General features: G+C 64.8%; 12 protein-coding genes. 5 read left to right on the forward strand and 7 right to left on the reverse strand.

The features are described from left to right. The first annotated feature begins 380 nt into the window (after nucleotides 1-380). Nucleotides 381-2,720: a penicillin-binding protein 1A gene (locus ACSUZJ_RS22885; protein ID WP_499411938.1), complete on the forward strand. Its 2,340-nt coding sequence runs from the start codon at nucleotides 381-383 to the stop codon at nucleotides 2,718-2,720. A 380-nt stretch (nucleotides 2,721-3,100) separates the two neighbouring features. Here ACSUZJ_RS22885 and cyaY read toward each other — a convergent pair whose 3' ends face one another. Next, nucleotides 3,101-3,430, reverse strand: a complete 330-nt coding sequence (cyaY, locus tag ACSUZJ_RS22890; protein WP_499411939.1) for an iron donor protein CyaY — start codon at nucleotides 3,428-3,430, stop codon at nucleotides 3,101-3,103. A gap of 39 nt (nucleotides 3,431-3,469) precedes the next feature. Here cyaY and lptM point away from each other — a divergent pair, with 39 nt between their 5' ends. Together lptM and lysA are read left to right on the forward strand one after the other, a co-directional pair. Beyond that, entirely contained in the window at nucleotides 3,470-3,697 is a 228-nt protein-coding gene (lptM, locus tag ACSUZJ_RS22895; RefSeq protein WP_499411941.1) for an LPS translocon maturation chaperone LptM, read from the forward strand. A 4-nt stretch (nucleotides 3,698-3,701) separates the two neighbouring features. Then, nucleotides 3,702-4,979 carry a diaminopimelate decarboxylase gene (lysA, locus tag ACSUZJ_RS22900; protein WP_499411942.1) on the forward strand — a complete coding sequence of 426 codons (1,278 nt, stop codon included), beginning with the start codon at nucleotides 3,702-3,704 and terminating at the stop codon, nucleotides 4,977-4,979. A gap of 292 nt (nucleotides 4,980-5,271) precedes the next feature. Here the strand turns inward: lysA and msrQ are convergent, their stop codons facing one another. The 5 genes from msrQ to ACSUZJ_RS22925 all read right to left on the reverse strand — a co-directional run bounded on the left by msrQ (nucleotide 5,272) and on the right by ACSUZJ_RS22925 (nucleotide 11,191). Beyond that, the gene (msrQ, locus tag ACSUZJ_RS22905; protein ID WP_499411944.1) at nucleotides 5,272-5,895 is read right to left on the reverse strand and encodes a protein-methionine-sulfoxide reductase heme-binding subunit MsrQ; all 624 of its coding nucleotides are present in this window, start codon (nucleotides 5,893-5,895) and stop codon (nucleotides 5,272-5,274) included. 3 nt (nucleotides 5,896-5,898) lie between these two features. Next, nucleotides 5,899-6,882, reverse strand: coding sequence for a protein-methionine-sulfoxide reductase catalytic subunit MsrP (msrP, locus tag ACSUZJ_RS22910; RefSeq protein ID WP_499411945.1), 984 nt, complete (start codon nucleotides 6,880-6,882; stop codon nucleotides 5,899-5,901). A gap of 255 nt (nucleotides 6,883-7,137) precedes the next feature. Beyond that, nucleotides 7,138-8,307: a c-type cytochrome biogenesis protein CcsB gene (ccsB, locus tag ACSUZJ_RS22915; protein ID WP_499411946.1), complete on the reverse strand. Its 1,170-nt coding sequence runs from the start codon at nucleotides 8,305-8,307 to the stop codon at nucleotides 7,138-7,140. 48 nt (nucleotides 8,308-8,355) lie between these two features. Then, a complete protein-coding gene (locus ACSUZJ_RS22920) occupies nucleotides 8,356-10,446 on the reverse strand; it encodes a cytochrome c biogenesis protein ResB (RefSeq protein ID WP_499411948.1) in 2,091 nt (696 codons plus the stop codon). 109 nt (nucleotides 10,447-10,555) lie between these two features. Continuing rightward, nucleotides 10,556-11,191 carry a c-type cytochrome gene (locus tag ACSUZJ_RS22925; RefSeq protein WP_499411949.1) on the reverse strand — a complete coding sequence of 212 codons (636 nt, stop codon included), beginning with the start codon at nucleotides 11,189-11,191 and terminating at the stop codon, nucleotides 10,556-10,558. Between the two features lie 176 nt (nucleotides 11,192-11,367). Here ACSUZJ_RS22925 and yihA point away from each other — a divergent pair, with 176 nt between their 5' ends. Next, nucleotides 11,368-12,078 (forward strand): ribosome biogenesis GTP-binding protein YihA/YsxC, encoded by a 711-nt coding sequence (gene yihA / locus ACSUZJ_RS22930; protein WP_499411950.1) that lies wholly within the window; start codon nucleotides 11,368-11,370, stop codon nucleotides 12,076-12,078. Between the two features lie 15 nt (nucleotides 12,079-12,093). Continuing rightward, complete coding sequence (gene hemB / locus ACSUZJ_RS22935) at nucleotides 12,094-13,107, forward strand: porphobilinogen synthase (protein ID WP_499411951.1); 1,014 nt, start codon at nucleotides 12,094-12,096, stop codon at nucleotides 13,105-13,107. 314 nt (nucleotides 13,108-13,421) lie between these two features. Here the strand turns inward: hemB and ACSUZJ_RS22940 are convergent, their stop codons facing one another. Further along, nucleotides 13,422-15,122 carry a tyrosinase family protein gene (locus tag ACSUZJ_RS22940; RefSeq protein ID WP_499411953.1) on the reverse strand — a complete coding sequence of 567 codons (1,701 nt, stop codon included), beginning with the start codon at nucleotides 15,120-15,122 and terminating at the stop codon, nucleotides 13,422-13,424. Between the last annotated feature and the right edge of the window lie 100 nt (nucleotides 15,123-15,222).

A 15,222-nucleotide genomic window follows, 5' to 3' on the forward strand; every position in this document is an offset into this window, starting at 1 on the left:
AGGAAGGAGAAAGTTGATGACGATGCATGACAAGCGCGGGCAAGGCGCGAGGAGGCCGCATGGCGAGCCATGCAACGACGAGCAACGCAGCACCCGCTTGTCAGGCGCGTCAGCAACGACTCACTTCCTACTGAGATAGGTTCTTACTGCACATATATGAGGCACTACATTAGATCGTAGCAACAAGGATGCGTAGGGACAAGATATTTCTGCACTGGAACATTACAATCCGGCGCGCGCATGCCACACTCGATAACGCCTTGTACACACCCCTTGTCGGACTGTCATGCACTGCAGATTCAGCCGGGTTGTCCGGTCGAGTTCGTACCGTCACAAAAGTCCCTGTCTTATAATGAGATGGATCAACACTGTGAGTCAGCATGAAATCCCAATCCGATTCGAAGTCCTCTTCCCCGAACAAATTCAGCGCCAAGCGCCTGATCCTGTGGGCCTTCGGCGCCGTCGCCGGCCTGGCCGTGGTGGGCGTGCTGCTGGTCGTGTTCGCGCTGGCAATGGCCTACCCGAACCTGCCGGCGCTCGACACCATTACCGACTACCGCCCGAAGATGCCGTTGCGTATCTTCACGGCCGATAACGTCCTGATCGGCGAATTCGGCGAAGAACGCCGAACCCTGGTGCGCTTCAAGGACATCCCCGACGTCATGAAGAAGGCCGTGCTCTCGATCGAGGACGACCGCTTCTACCAGCACGGCGGCGTCGACTACATGGGCATCCTGCGCGCGGCCCTGCACAACGCGACCAGCGGCTCGCGCCAGGGCGCCTCGACCATCACGCAGCAGGTGGCGCGTAATTTCTTCCTGTCGAGCGAACAGACCCTCAAGCGCAAGGCCTACGAGGCGCTGCTGGCCTGGAAGATCGAGAAGAACCTGACCAAGGACCAGATCCTCGAGGTCTACATGAACCAGATCTACCTGGGCCAGCGCGCCTTCGGCTTCCAGTCGGCAGCCCAGATCTACTTCGGCAAGGACCTGCGCGACATCTCGGTGGCCGAAGCGGCCATGCTGGCCGGCCTGCCGAAGGCGCCGTCGGCCTACAACCCCGTGGTGAACCCGACCCGCGCCCGCACGCGCCAGCAGTACATCCTGCAGCGCATGCATTCGCTGGGCTACATCACCGACACCCAGTTCGAGCAGGCGAAGAACGAGGAACTGAAGATCAAGTCGGACAGCACGGCCTTCGGCGTGCACGCCGAGTACGTGGCCGAGATGGCGCGCCAACTGGTGTACGAACAGTTTAAAGAGGACACCTACACGCGCGGCCTGAACGTGTTCACCACGATCACCAAGGCCGACCAGGACGCGGCCTACCTCGCGGTGCGCCGCGGCGTGATGGACTACGAACGCCGCCACCCCTACCGCGGTCCGGAGTCGTATATCGAGATCCCGAGCAACAAGACCGAAGCCGACGAAGCGATCGAGGCGGAGCTGGCCGAGAAGCCGGACAGCGACGACATCGTCGCCGCCGTCGTGCTGCAGGCATCGCCGTCGAGCGTGACCGCGGTGCTGGCCTCGGGCGAGGAAATCAAGATCACCGGCAGCGGCCTGTCCTTCGCCCAGAGCTGGCTGTCGGCCAAGGCGGCGCCGAACCGCCGCATCCGCCGCGGCGCCCTGATCCGCGTGATGCAGGACGGCGGCGCGGACTGGAAGATCACGCAGATGCCGGCCGTCGAATCGGCCTTCGTCTCGGCCAGCACCGAGGACGGCGCGATCAAGGCCCTGGTCGGCGGCTTCGACTACAACCGCAACAAGTTCAACCACGTGACCCAGGCATGGCGCCAGCCGGGCTCTTCGTTCAAGCCCTTCATCTACTCGGCCTCGCTCGAGCGCGGGCTGTCGCCCTCGACCCTGGTGAACGACGCCCCGATCTCGTTCGACGCCGGCCAGACCGGCGGCCAGCCCTGGGAACCGAAGAACTACGACAACAAATACGAAGGCCCGATGACGATGCGGCGCGGCCTGACCAAGTCGAAGAACATGGTCTCGATCCGCATCCTGAACCGCATCGGCGCACGCTACGGCCAGGAATACGCGACCCGCTTCGGCTTCGACCCCGAGCGCAACCCGCCCTACCTGACCCTGGCCCTGGGCGCCGGCGCGACCACGCCGCTGCAGATGGCCGGCGCCTACGCCGTGTTCGCCAACGGCGGCTATCGCGTCAGCCCCTACCTGATCTCGAAGGTCACGGACAGCTCGGGCAAGGTGCTGTCGGAAGCGCGTCCGGAACGCGCCGGCGTCGAAGCGAACCGCGTGATCGACGCGCGCAACGCCTTCCTGATGGACTCGATGCTGCGCGACGTGGCGCGCTACGGCACCGCTGCGAAAGCGCAGCAAGCCCTGAAGCGCCCCGACATCGCCGGTAAAACCGGCACCACCAACGACTCGATCGACGCCTGGTTCGCCGGCTACCAGCCGAAGCTGGTGGGTATCGCCTGGATGGGTTACGACCAGCCCAAGAACCTGGGCAACAAGGAAACCGGCGGCGGCCTGGCCCTGCCGATCTGGATCGGCTACATGCAGACCGTGCTGAAAGGCGTACCGGTCGAGGAACGCACGATGCCGCCGGGGCTGATCAATGTGGATGGGGATTACTACTACGCCGAGAACCCGCCGGGCACGGGCGTGCAGTCGCTCGACGTCGGCGCACCGCCGCCACCGGCGCAGCAGAAGGCGCAGGATGCGGTGAGGAACGAGTTGTTCTGATTGAAGCGTGGGTGAAAGAATATTTCAAAAAGATTGTCCAAATGAAATATTTTTCACCGCTTTCATAGGGTGGACACCTGTGTCCACGCGGTAGAACTCTCGCAAACCCCACAGCGTCCGTAATGCGTCCGCTCCGTAAAGAAGCGCTTTTCGACTTTCAATTGCAGGACAGCGTGGACACAGGTGTCCACCCTACAAAACCCTGGACGTAGGGTGGGTTCTTGAACCCACGCTGTAGAGCGTTCGCACACCGCAGGGCCTCCACCATGCGTCCGTTACCGCAGAGAAGCGCTTTTCGACTTTAACCCGGGGCACAGCGTGGGTTCAAGAACCCACCCTACAACTCCGTACACCGTTAGCGGCGCCAGCCGCCAGCCAACTTACCCCAGCTTGACCGGCGCCCCGCCCTGCTGCGTGGCCAGCTCCGACAGCGCCGCGAACAGCTCGGTATCGTCGCGGGTATTCCTCCACTCGTCGCCGACGCGCTTGTAGTGATAGCCGCCGGCGCGCGCGGCCACCCACATTTCCTGCAGCGGCGCCTGGCTGTTGACGATGATCTTCGAACCGTTGTCGATGAACTCGATCTCGAGCACGTTGCCGCTGCGCTTGCATTCGACATCGATGACGTCCTGGTCGTTCAGGTCGTCGAAACGGGTTTCGATGCGGTCCAGCGTCGATTCGGCCAGGTCCAAAAATTCGGTTTCGGTCATGCTACACTCCAAGGTCTTAATCAAACCGTGATTCTAATCGTGAAGTCACCCATCGCGCTTCTTCCCGCCGCCTTCGTCCTTGCCGCCACGCTCGCCGGCTGCGGCCAGACCGGTCCGCTCTACATGCCGAATCCGCCGGCCAAGCCCGGCGCGCTGTCGAGCACCCCGGTCATGAGCACCCCGGCCGCGAAGCCGGACAACCAGACCCAGGCCCGACCCGCGCCGGAAACGAAGCAGCAAGAATCCTCACCGCCCCCCGCACAATAAGCACATGTCGCATTTCTCGTACCAAGACGGCGTCCTGAACGCCGAAAGCACCCCCTTGTCCCGCGTCGCCGAAGCCTTCGGCACCCCGACCTATGTCTACTCGAAGTCGGCCCTGCTGGAAAACTTCGCCGCCTACGCCGACGCCTGCAAGGGCCGCGACGCCCTGGTCTGCTACGCAATGAAGGCCAACTCGAACCTGGCCATCCTCGACCTGCTGGCGCGCGAGGGCGCGGGCTTCGACATCGTCTCGGGCGGCGAACTGCTGCGCGTGATCGCCGCCGGCGGCGATCCGGCCAAGGTCATCTTCTCGGGCGTGGGCAAGACCGTCGCCGAGATGCGACTCGCGCTGGAAAAGAACATCCTGTGCTTCAACGTCGAATCGATTCCCGAGCTGCACCGCCTGAACGAGGTGGCCGGCAGCATGGGCAAGCGCGCACCGGTCTCGCTGCGCGTGAACCCGAACGTCGACGCCAAGACCCACCCCTACATCGCCACCGGCCTGAAGGCGAACAAGTTCGGCGTCGCTTTTGATGATGCGCTGGCGACCTACCGCACGGCGGCCAGCCTGCCGCACCTGGACGTGGTCGGCATCGACTGCCACATCGGCTCGCAACTGCTCGACGACGCCCCGCTGCTCGAAGCCCTGGATAAACTGATCGAACTGATCGACACCCTGGACGGCGAAGGCATCCATTTGCACCACCTGGACATCGGCGGCGGCATCGGCGTCGACTACGGCGCCGAAGGCGACAAGCCGCCGGTGCCGGTCGGCGATTACCTCGGACGCCTGTTCGCCCGCATCGACGCCTGGCGCGCCGAACGGCACGAAGGCCGGCCGATCAAGGTCATCTTCGAGCCGGGCCGCTCGATCGTCGCCAACACCGGCGTGCTGCTGACCGCCATCGAATTCCTGAAGCCCGGCGAAGAAAAGAGCTTCTGCATCGTCGACGCCGCCATGAACGACCTGATGCGCCCGACCCTGTACGGCGCCTGGATGGGCGTGCAGGCGGTGGCGCCGCGCGAAGGCGCCAAGGTGACCTACGACGTCGTCGGCCCGGTCTGCGAATCGGGCGACTGGCTGGCGCGCGACCGCGAGCTGGCGGTCGAGCCGGGCGACCTGCTGGCGGTGATGACCGCCGGCGCCTACGGCATGACCATGGCCTCGAACTACAACACGCGCGGCCGCGCAGCCGAGGTCATCGTCGACGGCGAACAGATGCACCTGGTGCGCCGGCGCGAGAATCCGGAAGAGCTGTACGCGCTGGAAACGAAGCTGAAGTAAGTATCGTGGCGATAAAAAGGGCGCTATCCGTGCATGCGGATAGCGCCCTTTTGTTTTGTGCGGCTGGATGAAGAAACAGGGGTGCGCAGCCGGAAGCGGGGCTGTTGCCTATGACGATAGCGGTGTTCACAATCCGCGTGGGCACGGAGTGCCCACCCTACGGGAAGCGTTCCGGGCCGGGTTATCGTAACCGCAAGTCCGTGACGTGATCCGTAGGGTGGGCACCTGTGCCCACGCGGACGACGCGTACCGATAACAGATCAGGCCACAGCCCCACTGAAGCCGCAGACCCTCACACCCCCACCGCCGCCCGCGCCCTGACCCGGCTCCAGTAAACCCTCAACACCAGCAGCACCCCCACAATCACGGCGAACAGCAGCGGCTGCGCCAAATTGTTCTTGGCCGCCTTCATCCACCAGAAGTGCAGCACGGCGAGCGGCGCGATGAGATAGATCAGCCGGTGCAGCCACTGCCAGCGCTTGCCGCCCAGGCGCCGGATCATGGCGTTGGTGCTGGTCGCCGCCAGGGGGATCAGCATCAGGAAGGCGGTGAAGCCGACCAGGATGAAGGGGCGCTTGGCCACGTCGCGCAGCATGGCGCCGACATCGAAGAAATGGTCGAACCAGAAGAAGGCGATGAAGTGCAGCAGCGCGTAGAAGAAGGCGAACAGGCCCAGCATGCGGCGCAGTTTCACTACCCAGTTCCAGCCGGAGAGGCGCCGCAGCGGCGTCACGGCCAGCGTGATGCACAGCAGGTAGAGCGCCCAGTCGCCGCTCTCGTGGGTGATGTATTCGAGCGGATCGACCGGCACGCCTGCCACGACCTGCCAGGCGCCCCACAAGAAAGGCAGCAGGGCCGCGGCGAACACGGCGGCCTTGATGAGGGATAGCTGTTTTGCGGAAGGATTGGACGCCATCGCTCAGAAGAACCGCTTCAGGTCCATGCCCGCATACAGCGAGGCGACCTCGTTATAGCCGTTGAACATCAGGGTGTCGCGCTTGCGCTTGAAAAAGCCGTCTTCCCCGATGCGCCGCTCGGTCGCCTGGGACCAGCGTGGGTGGTCCACGTTCGGGTTCACGTTCGAATAAAAACCGTATTCGCGCGGCGCCGAGACGTTCCAGGCCGTCTTCGGCTGGTCGCGGGCAAAACGGATGCGCACGATGGATTTCGGCGACTTGAAGCCGTACTTCCAGGGCACCACCACGCGCACCGGAGCGCCATTCTGGTTCGGCAGCACCTGGCCGTACATGCCGACAGTAAGCAGCGCCAGCGGGTGCATGGCCTCGTCGATGCGCAGGCCTTCGACGTAGGGCCAGTCGAGCACCCCGCTTCTCAGGCCCGGCATCTGCGAACGGTCGGCCAGGGTCGTGAATTCCACGTATTTCGCGTTGCCGGTCGGCTCGACGTGCTTGATGAGGTTGGACAGCGAATAGCCGACCCAGGGAATCACCATCGACCAGCCTTCGACGCAGCGCAGCCGGTAGACGCGCTCTTCCAGCGGCGCCAGCTTGACCAGGCTGTCGATGTCGAGGCGCATCGGCTTTTTCACTTCTCCCTCGATCGCCACCGTCCAGGGCCGGGGCCGCAGGGTATGCGCGTTCTCGGCCGGGTCGCTCTTGTCGAGGCCGAACTCGTAGAAGTTGTTGTAGTGGGTGGCGTCGTGGAAGGCGGTCTGTTTCTCGGTGGTCGAGAACGCCTGGTTGGCCTTCGCGGCCAGCTTCGCGCCGGCCGGGGCGTTCTGCGCGAACGCTTCGCGGTTGGCCATCTCCCACAAGGCGCTGCCGACGGCGGCGCCAGCGGCCATGCGGGCGATGAATTTACGCCGCTCTTCGTACACCTCGCGCGGCGTGATGTCGGAGGCGAAGGGCCGGTCCAGGCCGTTCGGATTGCGTTTGATCAGCATCGGGAACTCCGCGGGCAATTGAACTTGTACCTTACACCATTGCTCGTAGAACCGCTGGCCGCGTGGATGATCGGTGATGCTGGGGGCGTGTTTCGGCAAACAATCGGGGCGCGAACACGCGGCGGCCGGCTGAACGCGTGGACGGGGAACCCGTCCACCCTACGTCCCTTCGATATACGTTATGGTGGAGCGAAGAAACGTAGGGTGGACGGCTCTGCCGTCCACGCGTTCAACGCACCGTCGAACAGCCGAAAATCAAAGCTCGCCGTACGAGTGCAAGCCCGACAGGAACATGTTCACGCCCAGGAAGGCGAAGGTCGTCACCAGCAGGCCCACCAGCGCCCACCAGGCCGCCACGCGGCCGCGCAGGCCGGACATGAGGCGCATGTGCAGCCAGGCCGCGTAGTTGAGCCAGACGATCAGGGCCCAGGTTTCCTTCGGGTCCCAGGACCAGTAGCCGCCCCAGGCTTCGGCCGCCCACAGCGCGCCGAGGATGGTCGCCACCGTGAAGAAGGCAAAGCCGACGGAAATGGCCTTGTACATCACGTCGTCCAGCACTTCCAGCGCCGGCAGGCGGTCGGCCAGGATGCCGTGGGATTTCAGCAGGTAGGCGGTGCCGACCATGGCGGCCAGGGCAAAGGTGCCGTAGCCGATGAAGTTGGCCGGCACGTGGATCTTCATCCACCAGCTCTGCAGCGCCGGCACCAGCGGCTGGATGGTGGCGGCGTCGCGCGACACGGTGTACCAGAGCAGGAAGGCCACGGCCGCGGCGATGATCAGGAGGACGAAGGCGCCCAGCTGGCGGGTGGCATAGCGCTCCTCGTAGTACAGGTAGAACAGCGCCGTGATCATCGCGAACAGGATGAACACTTCGTACAGGTTCGACACCGGGATGTGGCCGACGTCCGGCCCGATCAGGTAGGACTCGAACCAGCGCACCATCATGCCGGTAAAGCCCAGCACCACGGCGGCCCAGCACAGGCGCGAGCCGATCGCGGCTCCCGAAGCCGAGCGCGACAGCAGGCCGATCCAGTAGAACACGGTCGAGAACACGAACAGGGCGCTCATCCACAGGATGGCCGACTGGCTCGACAGCATGTACTTGAGGAAGAATTTCTGGTCCGCCGCCGCCAGCGAGCCGTCGTACAGCGACACGCCCCACAGCGACAGCAGCGCCACCAGCGGGATCAGCCAGCGCACCGGCTTCCAGTGCCAGCCCAGGGCGGCGAAGGTCGGCGCCGTCAGCAACAGGATGGCGCGCTCGTAGACGTCCATGAAGTGGGCGTAGCGGTTCAGCGCGAACAGGGCGGCGGCCAGCAGGCCGACGCCATAGATCCAGTCGACGCTCGTCAGGCGCCGGAAGTAGCCGGGCGTTTCCTTGTAGGTGAGCGGTGCGCTCGGGCTTGGTCGGGATGCTTCCATCATGGTCTCCAGTGCCGTCAGTGTATTTTTATCGCGGCGGCAAGCGCCAGCTTACGCCGATTGGGGCAGCTTGGCTGCCAGGTCGGCGAATTCTTTCTCGAAATCCAGGGTCTTGCGCTGGGTGCTCATCGCCATCAGCGCATGCGCACCCTCCCCGCTGTCGCGCACCCACACCCACAGGCGCCGCTCGCGGATGTAGAACATCGCAAAAATACCGGCGATGAGCAGGACACAGCCGAGGTAGACGATCTTCTTGCCCGGCGAGCGCGTCACCTGCAGCACCGAGGCCTTGACTTCGCGGAACTCCTCGAGCTGCAGGTAGACCGGCGCGCCGTAGAAGAAGCTGTCGGACAGCGCGTTCGTCGCCAGTTGCAGGAAGCGGCCGTGCTTCTCGCTGCCTTCGAGCGGCGCCTCGCCGTCGCGCACGCGCGCTGCCTGCCACAATTCCCACAGCACGCCGTTAAGCATCTTGATGAAGACGTTGGCCGCCTTTTCCTGCTCGGCCGCCGGGATCTTTTCCAGGAACTGGGCCACGGCGACAAAGCCGCCCGGCGTACCCTCGCCGGCGAAGATCGACAGGGTGCGTTCGGCCGACTCGCGCAACTGGTCGGCAAAGCCGGCCTGGGCCGCCTGGCCGGGGGCCAGCGCGCGCGCCGCATAGCGCTCGGCGGCCAGGCGCCGCAACGCCGGGTCGGCCAGGGCCGCGCGCAGGCGCATCCACTCGCGCACGCCGTAGTTGTCGTCGGCCGGGATGCGCAGGAAGCGGAACTGCTCGGCCGGGGTGTTGCGCACGCCGGCCAGGAAGACCTGGGCGCCTTCCAGCGTCACCGGCTGCATGTAGTTCAGGAATTCGCGCGCCTGGCCGGTCTGGTCGCGCAGTTTATATTGCACACTGGGGCCGACATTCTTGAGGTCCTTGTTCTCGGCATTCTTGCCGGCCGAGCCCGAGGCCTTGCTCAGCGTGGCCGCGAACTGCTCATTGAAGGACTTGCCCTTCTCCACCGCGCGCACGTCGTTGGTGGAGGTGTTTTCGACGTTGAAGGGGCGGAAGCCCGACCACTCGACGTCGAAGGCGCCGGCCGCGGTCTTCAGCGCGGTCGAACCGTTCACTTCGCCGGCGATCTCGAAGGCCCGCGCGCTGGTCCCGGTCATCGGGAAGCCCGTCAGCTTGAGCTTGCTGCCGCCATCCTCGAAACTCGACTGGTAGACGGCCACGCCCTTGTAGATCAGCGGCTTGTTGACCTCGATCGTCGCCAGGAAGGTCTTGCCCGCCTCGCGGTCATGCACCACGACTTCGCTGGCGAACAGCTTGGGCATGCCGGTCGAATAGAATTCGATGTTGAATTTTTTCAGTTCGATCGCGAACGGCAGGTCTTGCACCAGCACGCCGCTGGCCTGGGGCAGGATGGCGGTGCTGCCGGTCTGGCCTTCGGCCAGCATGATGTTGCCGCGGTAGGTCGGGTTCGACAGGCCGAGGCGGTGCTGGGCCGGGATCTGCGAGATCAGGCCGCTGCCCGGATAGGGCGTTTTACCAAGGAACCATTGCTGGAAACGGATGGGCAGTTCGGAATCGAGCATGCCGCCCAGCAGGATCACGATGATGGCCGTGTGCGCGAAGATATAGCCGAACTTGTTGCCGGCGCCTTTCTTTGCCGCCACCAGGGTGCCGCTGCCCTTCTCGACGATTTTGACGGCGTAGCCGGCATGGCGCAGACGCTCGGCGCTCTGCATCGCCAGCGCCGAGCTGTTCAGCGGCGCCGTCCACTCATTCTTGTGATGGAAATTGCGCAGCGAATCCTCGCGCACGTGGTCGCGCCAGCTGCGCATGTCGCGGATCATCTTCGGCGTATTGCGCACGATGCACAGCCCGGTCGAGACGATCAGCACCAGCAGGATCAGCAGGAACCACCAGCTCGAATAGACCGTGAACAGGCCGAGTTTGCGGAAGATCTCGTACCAGAAGGGGCCGAACTGGTTCACGTAGTTCGGCATCGCCTCGCCCTGGCGCAGCACCGTGCCGATGATGGCGGCGATCGACAGGATCACCAGCAGGCTGATGGCAAAGCGCATGGACGACACCAGCTCGACAGCTTCGGCCAGCGCACGCCGGCGCGTCTTCAGTTCAATTCCGGTGGTGCTCATTCTTGCTTTCTCATGCGGTCAGGTGCGCCGCGAGTGTACAGCAAAAAAGGGCGTCAACTCGCGCTGGCGCCCTTTCAATACAGTAACGACAGAAAATACGGGCGGCTGCTCAGCGCAGGCCGGCGATGTAGTCGGCCACGGCCTGCATTTCGGCCTCCGACAGGCGCTGGGCCAGCGTCGTCATCTGCGGGCTGTTGGCACGTGCGCCGCTCTTGAAGGCGGTCAGCTGGGCCATCGTGTAATCCTGGTGCTGGCCGGCCAGGCGCGGGTATTGGGTCGGGATGCCGGAACCGGCGGCGCCATGGCAGCTGGCGCAGGCGGCCACGCCCTTGTCGGCGATGCCGCCGCGGTAGATCTTGCGGCCCAGTTCGACCGTGTCCTTGTTCTTGGCTGCGCCCGGCTTGACCTTCTGGGTCGCGAGATAGGCAGCGATGTTGCGCTTGTCTTCCTCGGTCAGCATCTTGGCGTAGGTGGTCATGACCGGATTGTTGCGCTGCGGAGTCGTGAAGTCGACCAACTGCTTATGGGTGTAGGCTTCGAACTGCGCCGACAGTTTCGGGTTGGCGGCGATGGTGGAGTTGCCGTTCGCGCCATGGCAGGACAAACAGGCCGGCAGGCCGCGCGCGGTATCGCCGCTTTCGTACAGGGTGGCGCCTTTGGCGGCATCGGGTTTCGCGGTACGCTGGGCTTCGGCGGCGACAGCGACGTTGCCGAGCGCCAGGGTTGCAACCAACAACGATTTCATGAACACCGCGCTAGCGGACGATACAGACACACGATTCATTCGAGCACCCTGAAAAAGTCGAAAAACAGTTTATTGGTACAGCGGCTTCACCGGCGAAAAACAATTAATAACCCCTTATTGTACAATAGGATTGTTTCCTCCACGCCTCATTTCGTTGCCTTTTTCACCTCTCTTCCATGTCCAAACTCTGGCAAGCCCGCTTCTTCACGACCGTCAACCAGCTGCGTGATCTCCCATCCACCCGGGTGCCCGAAATCGCCTTTGCCGGTCGCTCCAACGCGGGCAAATCGACGGCGATCAATATCCTGACGAACCAGAAGGGCCTCGCCTTCGCGTCGAAAACGCCGGGACGCACCCAGCACATCAACTACTTCTCGATCGGCGGCGCCCATGTCGGGCAGCACCGCAAGGACCCGACCATCGTCGAGGAGATCCAGGCGCTGCTGGTCGACCTGCCGGGTTATGGCTATGCGGAGGTATCGGGCACGGCCAAGCTGCACTGGCAAAAGCTGCTGGGCGACTATGTACAACGGCGGGAGCAGCTCGCGGCGCTCGTCCTGATCATGGACTCGCGCCGCCCGTTCACCGACCTGGACGTGCAGATGCTGGAGTGGTTCGCCCCGACCGGCAAGCCGATCCACTGCATCCTGACCAAGGCCGACAAGCTGAACCAGAACGAAAAGACGAATGCCCTGCGCGAGGCGCGGAAGGTGCTCGACAGCTATGTCGACGAGGAAGGCGAAGGCTTCCCCTTCACGGTGCAGCTGTTCTCCGCGCTCAAGCGCATCGGCGTCGAGGAAGCGGACGCCAAGATCCTCGAACTGCTCGGCCTGTCCGGCGATGACGCCGCGCCAACCGGCACGAACGAGGCACCCGACCACTCCTGAAAGAAAGCGATCACGATGAGCTCGATCTTTACCGGCCAGTATCCGAACACCCGCATGCGCCGCATGCGCCGCGACCCGTTCTCGCGCGCCCTGATGCGCGAGAACACCGTCACCGCCGCCGACCTGATCTACCCGGTCTTCATCCTCGACGGCGAGAACCAGCGCCAGCAGGTGGCCTCGATGCCGGGCGTGGAGCGCGTCTCGATCGACCTCCTCATGAACGTGGCCGAGGAATGCGTTTCGCTCGGCATCCCGGTGCTGGCCCTGTTCCCGGTCATCGACGCCTCGCTGAAGACCTATGACGGCGTGGAAGCGACCAACCCCGACGGCCTGGTGCCGCGCGCGGTGCGCACCCTGAAGCAGCGCTTCCCGCAACTGGGCCTGCTGACCGACATCGCGCTCGATCCCTACACGACCCACGGCCAGGACGGCCTGCCTGACGAGAACGGCTACATCGTCAACGAAAAGACCATCGAGATGCTGACGCGCCAGGCGCTGACGCACGCCGAGGCCGGCGTCGACGTGGTGGCGCCGTCGGACATGATGGACGGGCGCATCGGCGTGATCCGCGCGGCGCTGGAAGAGCGCGGCTTCATCCACACCCGCATCATGGCCTACTCGGCGAAATATGCCTCGGCCTTCTACGGTCCCTTCCGCGACGCGGTGGGTTCGGCCGCCAACCTGGGCAAGGCCGACAAGAACACCTACCAGATGGACCCGGCCAACACCGATGAGGCCCTGCGCGAAGTGGCGCTCGACCTGCAGGAAGGCGCCGACATGGTGATGGTCAAGCCCGGCATGCCGTATCTTGACGTGGTGCGCCGCGTGAAGGACGAATTCAAGGTCCCGACCTTCGCTTACCAGGTCAGCGGCGAATACGCGATGCTGAAGGCCGCCGCCCAGAACGGCTGGCTGGACCACGACAAGGTCATGATGGAATCGATGATGGCCTTCAAGCGTGCCGGCGCCGACGGCGTGCTGACCTACTTCGCGCTGGATGTGGCGCGCAAGCTGAAGGCAGGTGCGTAATCGTTCGCTTCGCCGGGAAGACAGAAAAACCGTGCCGAGGCACGGTTTTTTGTTGTTGACCTTGTAGGGTGGGCACCTGTGCCCACGCGGTCGTACCTCCGCACTCCTCCAATGCAACCGGGTACCGCTGATCGGTAAAAAAGTACCTGTTGCATTGATGTTGCCGGCGTCCCGGTCACGGTGGGGCGACACCAACGCACCACCGCGTGGACACAGGTGTCCACCCTACGAAACTCACGACACCACCGTCATGCATACGGGATTGGGACGCGTGGACGGGAAACCCGTCCACCCTACGGGTCTGATCACCTGCTTCAGTAGGTCTCCACGCTCGCCGCCAGCAACTCCACCGGCTGGCCCGCCATGTGGTGGTGCCCCATCAGCTCATGCAGCGACAGCACGCGCAGCCGGAGCGTGCCGTCGCCGGACTGCGGCTGGGCGGCGCGCGCCCGCTGCAGCTTCTCGCCGAGCGGCAGCGCGAAGGTCAAGGGGCCGGTGGGGCCGCGGTGGCCGAACATGACGATGGTCGCCAGGTAGAAGGGACTGCCGGCATCGACTTGGGACGGATCCTCCGGCCCGTTCAGGATCACGGCATACGGATCGCGGCACTGCTCCGGGAAGCTCAGCGTGACATTCGCGACCATGGTCTGGCCGGCGGCCGTCGCGTTCTCGAGCGTTCCGGCCGGCAGCGCGACCTGGGCGCTGGCCGGCTGGGCGCCGCCGACGACGCGCCGCAGCACCTTGCCGGTGTAGACGCGGCGCGCCCCGCTGCGCGGCCGCGACCTGCTGCTGCTGCGCGCCACCTCCTCCTCGCCGCTGCCGGGCTCGTAGTCGTAGTTGAAGGCCGCCATCGCCTCGTAGTCGCCGGCGCGCGTCTGCGTGACCGGCGCGCCTTTCGCGTCGACGAAGAACAGCATGGGTTCGCGCGCCCAGCGGAAGTAATCGGTCGCCCTCTCTTCGGGCGACTTCTGGTCGTCCGGCAGATCGGTGCGCAGCTCCACGCCGGGTGGCAGGATGGGCAGGCCGAGCGCCGCCTGCTTGCGGGTCCAGACATCCCACAGGCGATCGATGTTCGCATGGTGCAGGAAGAACACCGGATCGACCGGCGAGAGCATGTCGGCCATGAAGCCGCGCGTTTCCGTGAAGTTGCAGTCGCGCGAGCCGACGCAGCGGTGCACGGAATTGTGCGGCCGCGCTTCCAGGATGCCGAAGCCGCCCGAGGTGTGGTGGTTCGAGGTCTTCGGGCTGCCGAAGGTCGCGTAGTCGGGTGCGGCCAGGGCGGCCTGGATCGTCGCTGCCGACACGGCGTCGCTCGCCGCCAGCGAGAAGCCGGGCCGTTCGCGCACCAGGCCGCGCGCGCCGGGCTGGTCGAAGAACATCCGGCCCGAGGGATCGCGCAGGATGTCGAACATCAGGTCGGCGTCAAAGCGGATGCTGCGCGCCAGCAGCTGGCCGTACTGGGAGTTGCGGGTGAATACGCCGTTGGGCGAAGTCCAGTAACCGGCATTCGCGACCGCCGAGGCCAGGCGCGCCTCGAAGTCGGAACCGTAGCCGACGTAGGCGGCGTGGTTGGGGTCGAGCACGCCGTCGAACATGCCGTCCGGCAGGCTGGGCTCGGCAGTCCAGTCCCAGTAGGGCAGCGCGAACTGCGGGTCGCCGCTCAGCTCGCGGCAGATCTGCTCGAACCAGCCGAGGTAGCCGCGGTGCCAGGGCAGGAACCACCAGTTGCCGTGCGGGCAGTCGAGCGTGTGGACGATGGCCTGGCGATACCAGTTGCGCGGATCCTCGGGCGGCAGCGCCAGCATGGCGCTCACGGCCTTCGCATAGCTCCTGAGCATACGCACGCCCATCTTCGAATTCATGGAAGCGCGCCAGCGGCGGTAGCGCGGCTTGTGCATGGGCTGTTGCGCCAACGAGGAAGCGAACGGCATGGCGCTCGCGCAAAGGGTGAATGCGGTGGACTTCAGGACCTGACGACGCGTCTGGCTGACAAGCTGGTCTGGCTCGATGGTCATGGGCTGCTCCGATGAGGTAGGGAACGGCGCCCGGCTGCGTTCGCCGGACGCGGGAAGGCCCATTCGCAGCTTGGAAACACCGAGCTCGACAGGGCACGAG

This window comes from Telluria sp. B2, assembly GCF_051789535.1.
Taxonomy (GTDB): Bacteria; Pseudomonadota; Gammaproteobacteria; order Burkholderiales; family Burkholderiaceae_D; genus Telluria.

What these genes read in the sequence shown, in the direction of transcription:
- ACSUZJ_RS22885 (WP_499411938.1), top strand. Translation starts at nt 381, where the DNA reads ATGAAATCCCAATCCGATTCGAAGTCCTCTTCCCCGAACAAATTCAGC.
- cyaY (WP_499411939.1), bottom strand. Translation starts at nt 3,430, where the DNA reads ATGACCGAAACCGAATTTTTGGACCTGGCCGAATCGACGCTGGACCGC.
- lysA (WP_499411942.1), top strand. Translation starts at nt 3,702, where the DNA reads ATGTCGCATTTCTCGTACCAAGACGGCGTCCTGAACGCCGAAAGCACC.
- msrQ (WP_499411944.1), bottom strand. Translation starts at nt 5,895, where the DNA reads ATGGCGTCCAATCCTTCCGCAAAACAGCTATCCCTCATCAAGGCCGCC.
- msrP (WP_499411945.1), bottom strand. Translation starts at nt 6,882, where the DNA reads ATGCTGATCAAACGCAATCCGAACGGCCTGGACCGGCCCTTCGCCTCC.
- ccsB (WP_499411946.1), bottom strand. Translation starts at nt 8,307, where the DNA reads ATGATGGAAGCATCCCGACCAAGCCCGAGCGCACCGCTCACCTACAAG.
- ACSUZJ_RS22920 (WP_499411948.1), bottom strand. Translation starts at nt 10,446, where the DNA reads ATGAGCACCACCGGAATTGAACTGAAGACGCGCCGGCGTGCGCTGGCC.
- ACSUZJ_RS22925 (WP_499411949.1), bottom strand. Translation starts at nt 11,191, where the DNA reads ATGAAATCGTTGTTGGTTGCAACCCTGGCGCTCGGCAACGTCGCTGTC.
- yihA (WP_499411950.1), top strand. Translation starts at nt 11,368, where the DNA reads ATGTCCAAACTCTGGCAAGCCCGCTTCTTCACGACCGTCAACCAGCTG.
- hemB (WP_499411951.1), top strand. Translation starts at nt 12,094, where the DNA reads ATGAGCTCGATCTTTACCGGCCAGTATCCGAACACCCGCATGCGCCGC.
- ACSUZJ_RS22940 (WP_499411953.1), bottom strand. Translation starts at nt 15,122, where the DNA reads ATGACCATCGAGCCAGACCAGCTTGTCAGCCAGACGCGTCGTCAGGTC.